Here is a 16,330-nt window from a genome sequence, read left to right as displayed (position 1 = left end):
TTTTTTACATTTAAGGTGATCGATTTTTAGAAAAATATTGGATTGTAACAGAACTAATTCCATGCCAGTCTGTTTCCGCATACCGTGCATGTGTAGTGCATGGTAGGAATACAACGAATAGATACGTAGAAATCCATTGTTTTCAACACTTTACGCGATTTATGACGTTCATGGCGGACGGCGACGACTTCAAAATAAGCTGCTCAAGGACAAAATCGAGGTTTCGGTCGTCTTGGACTTGGATTTGGACGTCGGGTGGCGTGATCCTTTTTCTTTATTGTTCAGCACAGTCGGCTTTTTTGCGTGAAAGTGAAAGGAGAAATGTTCGAAGAGCAAAGTAGTTGCCCTAGCCAATCAGAAAAGAAGCGTCGGCAAAACGACAACAGCGGTCAACCTCCTTTTGCCCGAGTGCGAAATTCATACATTTATCAGAGATTGATAGATCGTCAATAAGAGTGTTGACTGGCTCCCCCCATTGTTTTATAAATTGAAGTAGAAAACAAAGGGGGAAGCCAGTTTGCCTAAATTTTATACGAAAATATTACTTTCCTTGACTTTGTCAATTACGATCACGATATTCGTGGTCTCATCCATTTTGTATTTCACATTCGAGCGGATCGGGCTGAACATCGCCCATAATTCCAATAAAGACGGCCTCTCGCAAATCAGCTACAGCGCGACTTTAATGAACGACCTCGCGAAAAGCTTGTCTCTTCAGGTTTATTTTAACGACACTATCTCCAAGCTCTCCTACGCCTCGCTGCCTGACGTGCGGGAGGAGTATTTGGCGCTCGATCAACTGCGTTCGTACCGGGCTACTTCGCCGTTCGTCGATTCGATCTACGTATACAATTCGAAACGGGATACTTTGTATACGAGTCTTGTCAATATTGAAAAAATCGAGCCGGATCAAAAGGGAACCTTCTTCGATCAGGGCATTCTGCAAATTTTAAAAAATATGAAAGATTACAAGCGGATCACGCCGATTCCCCGCAATATCGATAATGCCTATCCCGGCATCGTTAGCACTCCGAGCAAAAACGTGTACACGTTTCTGTTTTACGATTCCTATGCGGAGAAGATTCCGCTTGACGATCATATTATCATTCTCAACATTTCCGAGAACTGGCTGCGAAATATGATCGATCTGTTGAATACCGAACCCCAGAGCAATACGTTCATCATCGATAACGACGGTAAAATGGTGATCAGCGATCAGGAGAACGGCATCCTCACGGACCTCTCCGGCTTGCCTTACATTCACAAGATATTGGCTTCCAATAGAGGCTCGGGTTATTTTGTCGACGTAGTAAACGACATTAAGTCGCTTGTTTCGTACGTTTCTTCCGATGCTCATGCTTGGAAATTTATCCGGGTCACGCCCTACAGCTCGATTATGCATAAGATCAATGAAATGAAATCCAAGACGTTCCTATTCGGGATATTGATTTTGGTTAGCGGCCTGCTGTTGTCCTTGGTCCTCTCACGCAAGCTGTACCGCCCGATCCACAATATCGCGTCCAGCTTGTCGATTATGCAGAAGGAAAAAGGCAATGAGGAGAAGTATATCTTTCTAAGAAACATATTGCGAAATGATACCCGGCTAGCGGACGAAGTCATTTTGAAGAAATTCCATACGTTTCACACAAAGTTGAATCCCGGTTCCCCGCTGGTGCTGATGCTGTTTAAAATAGATGGGTTCAAATCATTCGTGCAAAATAACAGTGCGAACGGTAGAAGCTTGATTAAATTCTCGATCATGAACATCGCAAGCGAAATCTTATCGGCGCTGTACGAATGCGAAGCGGTCGATGTCGACACCGATCACATTGTCGTCTTGAGCAATGTCGACAGCGGCAGCGCCCATGAAGTCTACGCAGCCTTGGAAAGTCTCATTAAGAACATTCAAAATTATGTTCAGACCGCGTACAAGGTCTCGCTGTCTGTAGCCATAAGTCCGATCGCGAACACGTTAAGCGAGGCGGGAGACCTCTATGACGAGACAGTCGACGCTTCCAACTACCGATTGACCTATGGACACGGCTGTATCATCACCCCCGACCATATTAAAGCGCTGTCCGACAAGCCGTATACGTATCCATCGGATAAAGAAAAGATGCTGATCGACGCGTTGCTGCTCGGGAAAGTAGCCGATGCGCAAAATATTTATATTCATATCGTGAATCATACCGTCAGTTATTCCTACAATATTGTCAGATCCGGCCTGCTGCGTCTGGCCGTCGATATGAACATGGTGCTTGATACGATCCAGAGGAATTCTGGAAAGCCGATGCCGTACAATTTGAACGCCTTTATCTCGGAATTGGACAAGTTGGAGACACTGGAGGAAATCAACGAGCATTTCTTCGCCTTGTTCGGCAGCATTACCGCGAAGCTGAAGGAAAAAACGAGCGCCAAGCATGACGAGTTAATCCAGGACGTAGTGGAAATGATCCATCATCGGCACTCGGACATGAATTTATCCATCGATACAATCGCCTATCAATTTAAGATGTCCTCGATGTACCTGGGCCGGCTGTTTAAAAAAATAAACGGCAAATCCGTAGCGGAATATATAACCGAAGTTCGTCTGGAGCAAGCGAAGGAGTTGCTGGCGAACACTGAATATCCGATCAACGAAATCTCAGAGCGGGTCGGCTTCCTAAGCAGCGGATATTTCTACACGCTCTTTAAGAAAGCGACGGGCTTAACGCCGAATCAATACCGCAAGTCTTTACCTCCCGTAGGCTGATGCCACGGGAGTTTTTTTATGTGTAGGCGTGCCGAACGGAGGCAGACGGAGGCAAAACGGATAAATGTATGCATTCATAAGGCGGAATAATCTATAATTCTAAGCTTTGTATGCGATTTGGAGTGTTTTCGGCGCCGGCAGCCTGCTAATCTCAGGGTGTGGACGAAACAAAAATACGATCAGTGGAGAAAGGACTTATTCATGAACAATCGCACCGGAGGCCTTCGTTTCTTTAAGATCAACAGTACCGCGCAGTTGTTCCTGCTCTGTACGCCGGCTCTCATTTTGCTGCTGCTCTTTAACTACATTCCGATGGGAGGGCTGATCGTCGCTTTTCAAGATTACAGAGTAGATAAAGGGCTGCTCGGCAGCGAATGGATCGGACTGAAGAACTTTGAGTTTTTTTTTCAATCGGACACGGCCTGGCGAATTACGCGAAATACGGTCGGCTACAACGCCGTTATCATCGTGTTAAGTACAACGCTTGCCGTCGGGTTTGCGATCCTGTTGAATGAAATTACTAGAAAACTTTTCGCCAAAATTTATCAAACGCTGATGTTTATCCCTTATTTCTTGTCCTGGGTCATCGTATCGAGCATGCTGTTCGCGTTTCTGGAGCCGAGTCTCGGTTTCCTGAACAGAATATTGGTCGGTCTGGGCATTCAGCCGCCGAACTGGTATTTCGCGCCGGAATATTGGCCCTACATTATCGTTGTTATGGCAATCTGGAAATCCCTTGGATACACTTCGCTGATCTATTTTGCCGCTCTTCTCGGAATCGACCGGGAATATTATGAGGCGGCCTCGATCGACGGCGCCTCCAAGCTGACGATGATGTTAAAAATCACTCTGCCGTTCCTGATGCCGCTTATTTCACTGCTCACCTTGATCAGCATTGGCAGAATTTTCAGCGGCAACTTCGATATGTTCTACAATTTGCCGAAGGATAACGGCATATTGTACAGCACAACGGACGTTATCGACACTTACGTATACCGGTCGCTTAGGGTGATGGGAGATACGGGGATGGCGATCGCGGCGGGATTCTATCAATCTGTTGTAGGATTTGTTTTGGTGCTCGTTTCCAATTACTTGATCAAAAGAACGAACGAAGACAATGCGGTTTTCTAGGGGAGAATAGCATGGATACAAAGGAAAAATCGGATAATCGGCTACTGCTTGTTTTCTCGCATGGAATACTTATTTTGTTCAGTATATTATGCATCCTACCGATCATTATTGTGATAAGCACGTCGCTTTCCCCGGAAAAGGATGTTATTAATCACGGTTATCGGCTGTTCCCGAGGGAGATTACGTTTGTCGCTTACGAGTATATATTTCTCAATGCTCAAAAATTGCTGCATGCCTATTGGGTATCTTTTTCCGTTACCGCCGTAGGCACCGTCGTCGGCTTGCTAGTCAACGCCATGATCGCTTACCCGCTCGCACGCAAGGACTTCAAGTGGAGAGAGAAAATATCATTCTATGTCTTTTTCACGATGATGTTTACGGGAGGCCTCGTTCCCTGGTATATGATGATCACGAGCATGAAGCTGCAAAATACATTTTGGGTGCTGGTCGTTCCGTATTTGGTCGCGGCATGGTATATTCTGCTGCTCCGGACTTTTTTTCAGACGGTTCCCGTGGAAATTATTGAATCGGCGAAGATCGACGGCTCAAACGAATTCGGGATATTTTTCAGAATGATACTGCCCTTGTCCAAGCCTGTGCTGGCAACGGTCGGCCTGCTGATTATCTTCCAATATTGGAACGATTACTGGCTCGGCTTATTGTTCATCACGGACGACAAACTGATTAGTCTGCAATATTTGTTTTATAAAATTATGGCTAATCTTGATTTCTACATTAACAATGCGAGCTATTTGCCACCGGGAATCAGCCAGGATTCACTCCCGAAGCTGTCTTCCAGACTGGCGCTGAGCATATTGACTTCGCTTCCAATGCTGTTTGTGTTCCCCTTCTTTCAGAAGTATTTCGTCAAGGGATTAACGGTAGGATCAGTAAAAGGATGACGGGTTATTTCCGGACACCATTCCGGTTTAAAATAACAATATAAAACATATGGAGGGTTCAACGTGTCAAAAGTAAAAAAGACGTTAGGGATGGCCATCGTACTTTGCCTGGTCTTCAGTTTCACGCTAGTCGGATGCGCAACAAAAAACGAAGAGCAGCAAGCTTCAAATAGCTCGCCGGCGGCTAACGAAGATTCGGCAACATCGTCGGCGCTTCCTGAAGTGAAGCTGACCTGGTATTTTCCTTCCTTTAACGGAGATGCCAAGGGAGAAGAAACCGCCGTGTTCGACGAAGTCAATAAAATTCTGAAGGAAAAGATCAATACGACAGTTGATTTCAAAATGATCAATACGGGCGAGTACGAAGAGAAAATGAAGGTGATGATGGCGGCGTCGGAAGAGTTCGACCTGGCCTTCTACTCGAACTGGTTCAACAACTTCCAGATTGCCGCGTCGAAAGGAAACTTGCTTCCGCTGGATGAATTGCTTGGCAAAAATGGGCCCAAGCTCCAAAGCTCAATACCGGACGGATTCTGGAATGCGGTGAAATTAAACGGCAAAGTATACGCGGTGCCCAATCAGCAATTCTCGGCAAGAAGCACCACTTTAAACGTTCCACAGGCTTCTGCGGATAAATACGGCCTCGATGTATACGGAATCGACAGAAATACTTTTAAGCTGGAGGATCTGGAGCCGTATTTGGAAAAGTTCAAGAACGGAGAGCCTGACAAATACCCGATCGAAATCAGGTGGAAAGAGCTTTCGGGTTACTACGGCATGGAACTGATCAGCGGAGATGATGTGCCCGGCGCTGTCTACATGAATGACGATTCGTTGAAAGTATTTAATCAGTTCGAGTCGGAAGAATTCCAAGCGCATCTTGCGCTAGTCAACAAGTGGGTAGAGAAGGGCTATTTCAAATCGATCGAGCTGTTGTCCAAGAAGGATCAAAATCTAAAGCCCGGGGAAGTGATGGGCGCATGGTTTGCCGGCGCTTGGCAGCCTGGCGGCGAAGCTTTGGCGTCGCAAACTTACGGCGTACCGATGCAGAATACGGCGGTTTCCAATCCAGTGTTGAACAATAGCGGAATTCTAGCGACGCTGACCGCCATTAGCCGGACATCCAAAAATCCGGAGCGGGCTATGATGGTGCTGGAGTTGCTGAATTCGGACGAACAGCTGTTTAATCTGCTGACCTTCGGTATTGAAGGAAAAGACTACACGAAGAAAACGGGTAAATTCATCGAGCAGAATAAAGATTCCCAATATATCGGTATCCCCAACTGGGAGATGGCTACTATCTTCAACAGTTATCTCATTGAAGGACAGCCTGAGGATGTATGGGCCCAGCACAAGCAAATCAACGCAGAAGCCCAGACGTCGCCTGCGATCGGATTTACGTTTGATCCGACCCCGGTCAAGACGGAGGTGGCCAATACGTCCGCGGTGATCAAGGAATATGTGGAAGGCTTGACGTATGGCGTATTAAAGGTGGATAAGGACTATCCGGTATTCGTAGAAAAGCTGAAGAAGGCCGGCTCCGACAAGGTAATCGAAGAAATGCAGAAACAGATCGACGACTGGAAGGCATCCAAATAGTCATGGATACAGATGCGTTCAGAGAACCCCAAAATTCGTTCAGGCCGTCTCCATTCTGGGCGTGGAACGACATGCTTGCCGACGAGGAGTTGAGACGGCAAGTTCGCGAGATGAAGAAGCAAGGCTTCGGTGGATACTTCATGCATTCCAGGGTCGGCTTGCTAACGCCATACCTTTCCGAGGAATGGATGGATCGGGTAGCGGCGACGCTCGAAGAAGGCAAGAAGCTGGGCATGGAGACTTGGCTGTATGACGAGGATAAATGGCCGAGCGGCGCGGCGGGCGGTCTTGTAACGGCCGAGAACGAGGCGTTCAGGGCGAAATATTTGTTGAAAATCGATATTAAAGTTGAAGAGGTCGGGCGATACTTGGCGGATCGGGATGTCGTCGGCGTATTCAAAATGTTCATGCAAGACGGGAAGCCGGAACGTTACGAGCGCGTTGCGGGAGCCGAAGCGGCGGATGTGCGGGGTGTGTGCGATGCGCGCTTGGTCGCCTTCAAGATGATGAGCCAGGCGCCTAGCGCCTGGTACAACCATGCGACGTATGCCGACTTGCTTAATCCGGAAGCCGTGCGGCAATTTCTGGCGATCACGCACGAACGATACGAAAGCCGCTTCGGCGCCGAGTTCGGTGCGCATCTGCCGGGTATTTTTACAGACGAACCGCAGTTTATCGGCTCGGAACCGAACGCTATGCCGTGGACAACCGGGTTCGACCATTATTTCTGCGAGTTGGAAGGTTACGAGCTTGCCGATGTGCTGCCGAGTCTGTTCTATCCTTGCGGCGACCATCATGCGATTAAATACGCGTACTTTAAAGCGTTGACGAAGCGATTTATCGCGGCGTTTTCGCAGCCCGTCTTCGAATTTTGCGAACGGAACGGACTCCAGTACACAGGCCATTATTTCGAGGAAGACTCGATGTACAGGCAGGCCACGAGCATAGGCGCGGCGATGCCCCATTATGCGTACATGCATATCCCCGGCATTGATCACCTGTGCCGCCAGCTTACGATTCCGACGGACAATGCCGATGATCGAACTTCCGTCCAGACGCCAACGCCGCTCACGATGAAACAGGTGTCCAGCGTGGCGCATCAGTATGGCCGCAAACGGGTGCTGAGCGAAATTTTCGGCGTCAGCGGGCACAGTATGACCTTCGAAGACCAGAAGTGGCTGGCGGATTACAACTTTGTCCTCGGCATCACTTTTTTGTGCCAGCATCTCGTTCTGTACGCCATGACAGGCGATCGCAAGAGGGATTATCCGCCGACGATCAGCTACCATCAGCCTTACTGGGACAGCTATCGGATCATGAACGATTATTTTGCCCGGGCGTCGTGGGTATGCGCTCAGGGTGAATATATGGCAGATACGTTGGTGCTGCATCCGATCGGGTCGCTGTGGGCGACATTCGAGAAGAAGCATCGTTTTCACATCGGGCATTACGATCGCCTACTGATCGAGCTGACGGTGCATCTGCTGTCCTGCCAAGTGGCATTCGATTTCGGCGACGAGATTATTATGGAACATAATGCTGCTATTAAGGAAGAGGTGGATGGAACGGCGATGATGGCGGTCGCCAGTGCCGGGAAATATAAGGTGGTAGTCGTCCCCCCGTCGTTGACCTGGTCAGAGAACACGGTCAACCTGCTGGAACGTTTTGCAGATAAAGGCGGGAAAGTTGTTTTTGTCGGTGATAAACCGACGCATATCGACGGCAGAGAGAACGCTGGCAGGTGGAAGAACCTCGAACGGTTGCAGAATGTTTATTCGGTGGATGCCGGTTGCAGCGGCGAACTGAAACGGATATTATCCGGTCTCCTCCATCGGGAAGTCAAAGTGGAAGGGCTGGACGGCAGCGAAACGAAAGACGTTTATGTGCATGGCAGACGGGATCGGCATGAATATTACTATTTTGTGGCCAATACGAGCAAGGAGACGGCGGCTCAAATCCGCATTTTGCTGCCGACGGCAGGCAAGCTGAAGCGGCTTGATTTGTTCACGGGGGACATGACGGACGTCTGCGCCGCTGCGTGCCCGTACGGGCTGGAAATCGATACGTTTCTCGCGACTTGCGGAAGTATCGTCTATTACGTCGACGCGTCCGCGAGTTTTGTTCCGGCGGAGCCGGTGAACTGGATCGCGGAATATAGCATTGACTTAAGCCCGAATTGGACGTTCAAGCGAACGCACAAAAACGTATTAACGCTGGACTATTGCCGTTATTCCGTCGATCGCGAGGCATGGAGCGAAGAAGTACCGGTATGGAAGATCAGGCGTAAAATGCGGCAGGAATCCGGATTCGGCGAATATGACGGCGTACAGCCATGGGTCGTCGAGCGCAACGGCGTTCAACAAGGCGAGCCGCGCGCTTTGCAGCTGAGCTTTCAATTCCGCTGCAAATCGGAGGGACAGGCGGTGCACATCGTGATCGAGCAGGCGCATAACTGGCGTCTTGCGATTAACGGTCACACGGTCGACACCGTTACGGATGAGTATTACTGGGACAAGCAGTTTGGCTTGATCGACATCTCCGCTTACATCAGACAGGGGACGAACGACATTCTGCTGGCGTGCGATTATCGGTATGGCATCGAAATTGAGGACATCTATATAGTCGGCGATTTCGGCGTCGTACCCACGGGCGGCCGCTCGTACGCGTTGTCCGATGAGCCCTGCGGGCTGACGAACGGAAGCTGGGTCGGTCAGGGGTATCCCTTTTACTCAGGCAACATCGTCTATCGAAACACGGTCTTGCTGCCCGAGCTTAAAGACCGCAGGGCGATCTTGCGGCTGAACGATCCGAAAGGCACCTTGTTTAAGGTAAAAGTGAACCAGGGGTCAGAGCAGTTGCTGATCTCGCGCCCCTGGGAAATCGATATTACACCGTTCTGCATCACGGGCGACAATACGATCGAGATCGAAGTCGTCAGTTCGCTGCGAAACACGTTCGGCCCGCTGCATCACGCGTTTTTTAATCCGGTATGGTGCGGTCCGGAGGCTTTCGAGGGAGAGTGGAACCAGGTTATCTATTATCAACTGGAGGATTACGGTCTAATGGACGGAGCGACCGTCATTGTGAAGTGTCCAGATTCTGAGAGGTTGTAAATATAACTGGAGGTGCGAAGATGAAAGGAATGAGTAAGCGTTTACAAATAATCGCGATTGCGATCATGATGATGCTGAGTTCGTTCCCGAGCATGGCGGCGGCCAGCACGGATCAGCCCTATCTGGAGTACTGGGTGTCCCCGGACGGGGACGACCAGAATACGGGCAGCGAGTCAAACCCGTTCAAGACGATCAAATGGGCAAGAGACGTGGTAAGAGACCAGATCAGCGGGATGACGGGGGACATTGTAGTCTATCTGAAAAATGGGACATATGCGATAGACGACACATTGCAATTCGGACCGGAAGATTCGGGCAAGGGCAATTATCGTGTCATATACACAGCAGCGCCAGGCGCCAAGCCTGTCCTGTCCGGAGGCAAGAAGGTAGAGGGGTGGACGCTGTTCGATCCGAGCCTCGGTATCTATAAAGCGACTGTACCTGCGGGAGCCGAAGGCGCAAGGCAGTTCTATGTCAACGGCGAGCGGGCAACGCGCGCGAAGAGCGAAGAAAGCCCTACCGATTGGCAATGGTCGGGATCGGACGGATTCCTGAGCGAGGTGCATGCGACTGCGGATGCGAACGAGTGGGTTACGATCGACCTGGGCGAAGTCAGGAATGACGTGTCCAGGGTCAGGCTGTATCCGTCTTCCCTAAAGACGGTCGCTGAGAAAGCTGCGGGATTTCCTGTCGACTTCACGATTGAAGTGTCGCAGGACGGCGTTAACTTCACGGTTGCCAAGTCGGTTGTCGGAGAAGCGACGCCGGATCTGCAAACCGAGCATGTGTATGACTTCGACAATCAGGCAGCTCGTTATGTGAAGATTAACGTAACGAAGCTGGGAGAATCCAACCGGCTGGAACCGGGCAAGCATCGTCTCATCCTGTCCGAGGTGATTGTCGGCAGCAAGGGAAATGAATATACCTCCGACCTGAATTTGGTTGAACGGACAGATTTCAGCACGAATGTGGCATTAAACAAGCTCGCCACTGTTCAGGGGCAGTTGATTCCGGACATCTGGCCGGCAAGCTACATGACAGACGGAGATCCGACTACCAACATCACGACGGTAAGCAACCCCGATCCTGCCATAGAAAGAATCGCGTCGATTGAGTTGAGCAGCGAGCGGGCCGAGCCAATCTCTGCGATCCGACTATGGGCGCGAATGGAAGGTGGCGTGGCGCTGAATGTGCCGGTAGATTTCGTTATCGAAAAAAGCAACGATAACGCTAACTGGACATTAATAACGCAAGTTACCGACGCCCAGTGGACGGAACCATCGCTAACGGTAAACTTTGCGCCAACTGAGGCTAAGTATATTCGTCTAAGAACTAGTAAACTAGGCAAAGGAGAAGAGTATGAAGGTGTAACCATTTACATGCTTCAATTGGCTGACTTTGCCGTATATCGCACTGCCAATCTTGCCAGAAATGCTCCCGTTGATGCACCAGGCTCATGGGAATATCCGGATTTGAAATTTTCGAAAGATAAAATTACCGATGGCATCCTAAATGGCTCGCAAGGACAGTTTACTTCCCATTTAGACGTTACACCGAATAGAGCTGACGCCAAAGTTACAATTGACCTTGGCACTCCGCAAGAAGTAGGAGGAGTAAGACTATATCCCGTTTATACCCCGGAATTAAAAAATCTTCACTATCCGGAAGAAATGATTATCCAAACCTCGCTGAACGGCGTCGATTATCAGGATGCGTTGAGATTAAGTCAAATTCCGGATAGTCATGGCGCTGCGCAGGAGTTTATCTTTGAGCAACCGGTTGAAGGCCGCTACATTCGGATCATTCCACAGAAAACGAGAAATGGAGAATTGTACGAAGGGAATATATACTACGGTTTCCAGCTTGTGGAGGCGGAAGTGTTGCCGGCGGCAACATCAACAACTTTACCGGCTCCAGCAGGCATCGTTTCTGCAGCAGGGGCTCAATTAACAGGTGCAACCTATTCCTTCAATCAAGCCGTCACCTCGTCTTCTTCGACCGGAAATACAAGCAACGGGCCGAACAAACTGACGGATAATATCCTCTTTAACAAGGCGGACAGGTCCGGGTTCATAGTGCCGGCAAGTTATAATCTTCATAATTGGCACAATGTGGATAACCTTGAGGTGCATATTTTACGTGAGTGGCACCATAACATTATCAGGGGCGAACGTGTGAGCGCAGATGGTACCAATCTCGTATTGGATCCGGTTTATTGGTCGCGCTCGCCAGTAGCGAACGATCGGCCAACCTGGATTGAGAATGCCTATGAACTTCTGAATCAAGCAGGGGAATGGTATTTAGATCGCCAAGGGACAGTTGATCAAAGCGGCGTTGCCACTTTGTATTACAAGCCCAAAGCAGGACAGAATATCTCGAGCCTGTCTGCGGTTTTGCCGGCTGCAGAGAAGTTGCTGGTTGTGCAAGGAACGCTGGATTCGCCCGTACAAAATTTAACATTCAGCGGTCTGACGTTCGAATATGCGGGTTGGAGCGGACCGAATACCCATAGTTATGCAGATGCGCAAGGCGGCACTTATGTCGAAACGCATGCGGTTGTTTTCGTGCCTTCTGCGGTAGAAATCAGTTATAGCCATCATATCATTGTGGAGAACAACACCTTTAGAAATCTGGGTGCCGGCGGATTGCGTTTATGGCAGGCAAGCCAGGACAACCAGGTCGTCGGCAACGCATTTCACGATATTTCCTCGGGCGGAATCTTCGTCGGCAGCAACGATGATCATCATGCCTATGTTGACGATGCAAGAGATATTGTGAAAAACAATACTGTCAGCAATAACTACATTACGAGAACAGGCGTAGATTATTTGGATTCCGTGGCAATCTTAGTAGGCTTTACGGAGAACACGGTTGTTGCTCAAAACGAGATTCATGCCGTCCCCTACTCTGGGATTTCTATCGGCTGGGGATGGGGTCGTCAGGATCCAGGGGGAGAGGAAGGATACACGACTCCGACAAGCGCCAAGAATAATCGGATCGAGAATAATTTAATCTATGATGTAGGCAAAATACTGCACGACGGAGGATTAATCTATAATCTTGGCGCTCAGCCAGGCACAGTGATCTCCGGAAACTATGTCTACGGTTATCATGACGATCCCAATACCCATGACGTCGGCATTTACCTGGACTCAGGATCCGCCTACATTGATGTGAAAAATAATGTGGTCGGCGGTCCCGTCTATTGGTGGAATTCCATATGGGCCTCTAACATTCACGATAACCATATCCATAATAATTATTACAGCGTCAATCGGAGCAGAGATTATGGCTTCAACAACTCGGTAGTTGATAATACGTACGTTCCAGGGGGAGACTTTGCGTCCGTTCCGGGAGCGGAAGCGATTATATCCAATGCGGGGTTGCAGTCGAACTATGCGAATATTGCCGATGACGTTCCGCAAAGAACAGTGGCCATACACCAAATACAATTGGAAATGTATACGGACTCGCCGGCACTTTATTTGAAAAAAGATTCTGCGCTGCTGAATTTATCGATCTTGAACGAAGAGAGCACCATATCGATTCAGCCGCTCGATCAAACCGCAAAAGTCTTTGTATCGGAAGATGTGGATCTGACGGCGCTTACGCCTGTATTTACGCTTAAGGAAGGCTACTCCGTCACCGGTTACAACGGCGATTCGCTAGATTTTTCTCAAGGTCCGATTACTTTCACCATTTCAAATGGCAGCAAGTCTTACTTATGGACAATAACAGTGAAGCGTATGAACAGTGCGACGGGGCCGATTACAGCTCCGGAAGTTTCGTTGGATGATGCGATTCGGGCTACATCGTATTGGAGCAAACCTGTGACAGCGCTGACTCCGCCTGAAACCGGCATTACCGTTTCGGAGAACAGCGGGTACACCGGGGCAAAGTATGGCGATGTTGTGCTTACATTCGACATGGAATCGAACTTGACGATGGATGGGCCTGACTGGCTTGGATTTACGCTGCGGGATCAGGATCCGTATACGATGTTTCTGGACGCTTCCACCAAAAGCTATGCAATCCTGGTCAATCACGATACCTGGGAATTACAGAAGTGGACGAATGGCGTTAGAGAAATGCTCATCGGCACAATACCCGGTTATACGCCGAGGTTTGGAAACGTAGAAAATGTGCAGTACAAACCAAATCAACGCCATAGCATTCGAACCGGCGCCATTAATGTGGATCAAGGCGTGAGGATATTCCTCTATGTGGATGGGGTTAAAGTATTCGATGTGATCGATAACGATAATCCGATTATGGAGGACGGGTTCTTCAGTGTCTACGGGATGACGCAAGAGATTACCCTGTATCCGTACAGCAACATTAAACTGCCGGACACTCCGGACCCGGGCACTACGGGCAGCAACGGACCCGTGACGCCCGTAGTGACACCGGATCCTGCCAAGCTGACAATCACGAATGCGGCTGACTACTTGGGCAAGCATGTGACGAATACGGACGGCCAATCCAATCTTACGATGGAGATTGGCGGCAGCGGAGCTTCTCAGGCGACATTAACGTTCCCTTCCGACCTGCTGGCGCTTGCGTCCGCTCAGGGAGTAAACGGTGTTCAATTTGAGACTGCGATGGCTGGTTTGCATCTTCCGCTATCTGCATTGCGCTCGGCAATCGGGGATCAGGCGCAAGAGGTGACCCTTATAGTGTCCGCGGCCGACGGTTCAAGCTTGACCGAAGCGCAACGCCAACAAATGATAAACGGTCAAATCATTCATATTCAACTCGAAGCAGACGGTAAACCGATCTCTTCCATCGATTCGTCCGTGCGTATAACGCTGCCGATTAACGAAGCGGATTTTGAAGAGATCTATGTCACGGTGTTCCAACTGCTGGAAGACGGCACGACGGTTAACCTCGGCGGACGTTACAATAGCGGCCAAATCAGCTTTACTGCGCAAACCATCGGTTCATACATGGTGGTTAGCAATAAAGTAGAGTTTCGGGACGTTGGGCAGAACTATTGGGCAGCGAAGTACATCTCGTCCATGGCTGCCAAGGGGATTATCCTGGGTATGGGCGACGAGCGCTTCAGTCCTGCAAGCAATATCACGCGCGGTCAAATGGCCGTACTGCTTGCGCGCATCCTCGATCTGAAATCGTCCGGGCAGCATCCGTTCGCGGACGTATCGGCAACAAGCTGGTATGGCGAAGCAGTACTGGCTCTGGCTGACGCGGGCATTGTCCAAGGCTCCAACGGCAAGTTCAACCCTACGGCAGAGATTTCTCGTCAGGATCTTGCGGTTATGCTGGCGCGGGCGCTTGCGTACGCGGGAATTAAACCTTCGGGGCAAGCTTCTGCAGCCTATAAGGATCAGGATTTGATTGCCGGGTACGCCGTTAATGCGGTCGAACAGTTGGCGGGCGCAGGGCTGATGAACGGGACTGGCGATCAACGCTTTAACCCGACCGCTCAAGCCACTCGTGCAGAGGTTGCCAAGGTCGTCTATCTTTTGTATCAGATGCTTTAAATAGCGCAAATCGAACAGAGAGCACGGCCGCCGTGGGCCGATGCTCTCTGATTTTGGGATCAAATAGTAATATGGCAGGTTGGCATGCGGCACGCGGCATCTATAAATCCGAGGAATTGGTGCCAGAAAGGAGAACGTATGAGACTGGAAAACAAGGTGACCATCGTAAAAGGAGCTTCTCTAAAACTGCAAAAACACTTTTTTGTCGCCAAAGAGCACATCTTTATGGAATCCGGTGAATTATCCGCATCAGGATTCCTTTACCCAAGCGGCGTTCACGCTCTGCGCATACAAAATACCCGGGGAGAACTGATCATTTTGCCCTTTAAGGGGCAGCAAATATGGCGAGCGACCTTTGACGGCCATGAACTGACCATGAAGTCGATGTTCGACGAGCCGCCTGAAACGGAGGATTTCGGCGCGTCCTATGGGTGTTTCATGCTCCACTGCGGTATGACCGCTATGGGCAATCCCTCTGCCGTGGACACTCATCCCCAGCATGGGGAATTACCGGCTTTGTTTTATGATACGGCCTATGTGGCTGTCGGTGAGGATGAAAACGGACGCTATATCGAAGTCGGAGGCGAGGCTTACTACCGCAGGGCGTTTGAGATTGGTTATATCGCCAATCCTCAAATTCGTCTTTATGAAGATCAAACGTTGTTCGACATCCGCATGACGGTGACAAACAAGCGGAACGAGCCGTTGTCTTACGCTTACTTGTGTCATGTTAACTTCCGTCCCGTTGAAGGCGCTGAAATTTACGATACAAGCAATAGCATCGTGGTGCACCGGGATGTTCCGGGTACGTTACCGCCGGACAAGGCGGCTGCTTTACTAGCGTATATCGAAGAACTGGCGCGAAATCCGCGACGGATGTATCGCATCGATGCCGAGACCCAAATCTATGAACCGGAAATTGTGTTTACGATGCGTTATGACCAGGACGAGCGAGGCTGGGCGCATTGCATGCAGCTTGCACCGGAAGGCGACGGGCATTATGTGGCGTTCCGTCCGGACGATACACCTTACGGCATCCGTTGGATTGCGCGCACCGGCAGCGAAGACGCCCTAGGCATGGCGCTGCCTGCAACAGCGGAACACAAAGGGCTGCACTACTGCCAAATGAATGGACAGATGAAAACATTGCCTCCCCACGAAGCCGTCACGTTCCACGTGAAGGCAGGATATCTTGACTCATCCCAATTACAGAACATGAGGAGGAACATGAAATGACCTGAAGCATGAAAGAAGCATCCGAACAGCTAATCCAATTGCTTGGGCATCCGTACGAGCCCAAACAAGTCCAAGCCTTGCTGCAATCATTCGGCG

The 16,330-nt window shown here is 49.8% G+C and carries 7 protein-coding genes; all 7 read left to right on the top strand.

All coding sequences use genetic code 11. The features are described 5' to 3' along the window. Positions 1-517 precede the first annotated feature (517 nt). Positions 518-2,752, top strand: a complete 2,235-nt coding sequence (locus tag PAT3040_RS00225) for a helix-turn-helix domain-containing protein (RefSeq protein ID WP_108991041.1) — start codon at positions 518-520, stop codon at positions 2,750-2,752. Positions 2,753-2,953: 201 nt separating this feature from the next. After that, a complete protein-coding gene (locus PAT3040_RS00220) occupies positions 2,954-3,883 on the top strand; it encodes an ABC transporter permease (RefSeq protein WP_108991040.1) in 930 nt (309 codons plus the stop codon). 11 nt (positions 3,884-3,894) lie between these two features. Beyond that, on the top strand, positions 3,895-4,785 hold the full coding sequence (locus PAT3040_RS00215) for a carbohydrate ABC transporter permease (RefSeq protein ID WP_108991039.1): 891 nt from the start codon (positions 3,895-3,897) through the stop codon (positions 4,783-4,785). 63 nt (positions 4,786-4,848) lie between these two features. Beyond that, positions 4,849-6,384 carry an ABC transporter substrate-binding protein gene (locus PAT3040_RS00210; protein WP_108991038.1) on the top strand — a complete coding sequence of 512 codons (1,536 nt, stop codon included), beginning with the start codon at positions 4,849-4,851 and terminating at the stop codon, positions 6,382-6,384. Positions 6,385-6,386: 2 nt separating this feature from the next. Beyond that, positions 6,387-9,497: a glycosyl hydrolase gene (locus tag PAT3040_RS39440; protein ID WP_108991037.1), complete on the top strand. Its 3,111-nt coding sequence runs from the start codon at positions 6,387-6,389 to the stop codon at positions 9,495-9,497. A 20-nt stretch (positions 9,498-9,517) separates the two neighbouring features. After that, positions 9,518-14,998 (top strand): S-layer homology domain-containing protein, encoded by a 5,481-nt coding sequence (locus PAT3040_RS00200; protein WP_108991036.1) that lies wholly within the window; start codon positions 9,518-9,520, stop codon positions 14,996-14,998. Positions 14,999-15,136: 138 nt separating this feature from the next. Further along, positions 15,137-16,234, top strand: coding sequence for a DUF4432 family protein (locus PAT3040_RS00195; RefSeq protein WP_181376352.1), 1,098 nt, complete (start codon positions 15,137-15,139; stop codon positions 16,232-16,234). Positions 16,235-16,330: the final 96 nt, after the last annotated feature.

This window comes from Paenibacillus agaridevorans (assembly GCF_003112455.1).
In the GTDB taxonomy this organism is placed as follows: Bacteria; Bacillota; Bacilli; order Paenibacillales; family Paenibacillaceae; genus Pristimantibacillus; species Pristimantibacillus agaridevorans.
Note: the sequence above shows the minus strand (reverse complement) of the source record. Positions and strands in the feature narration are given on the sequence as shown.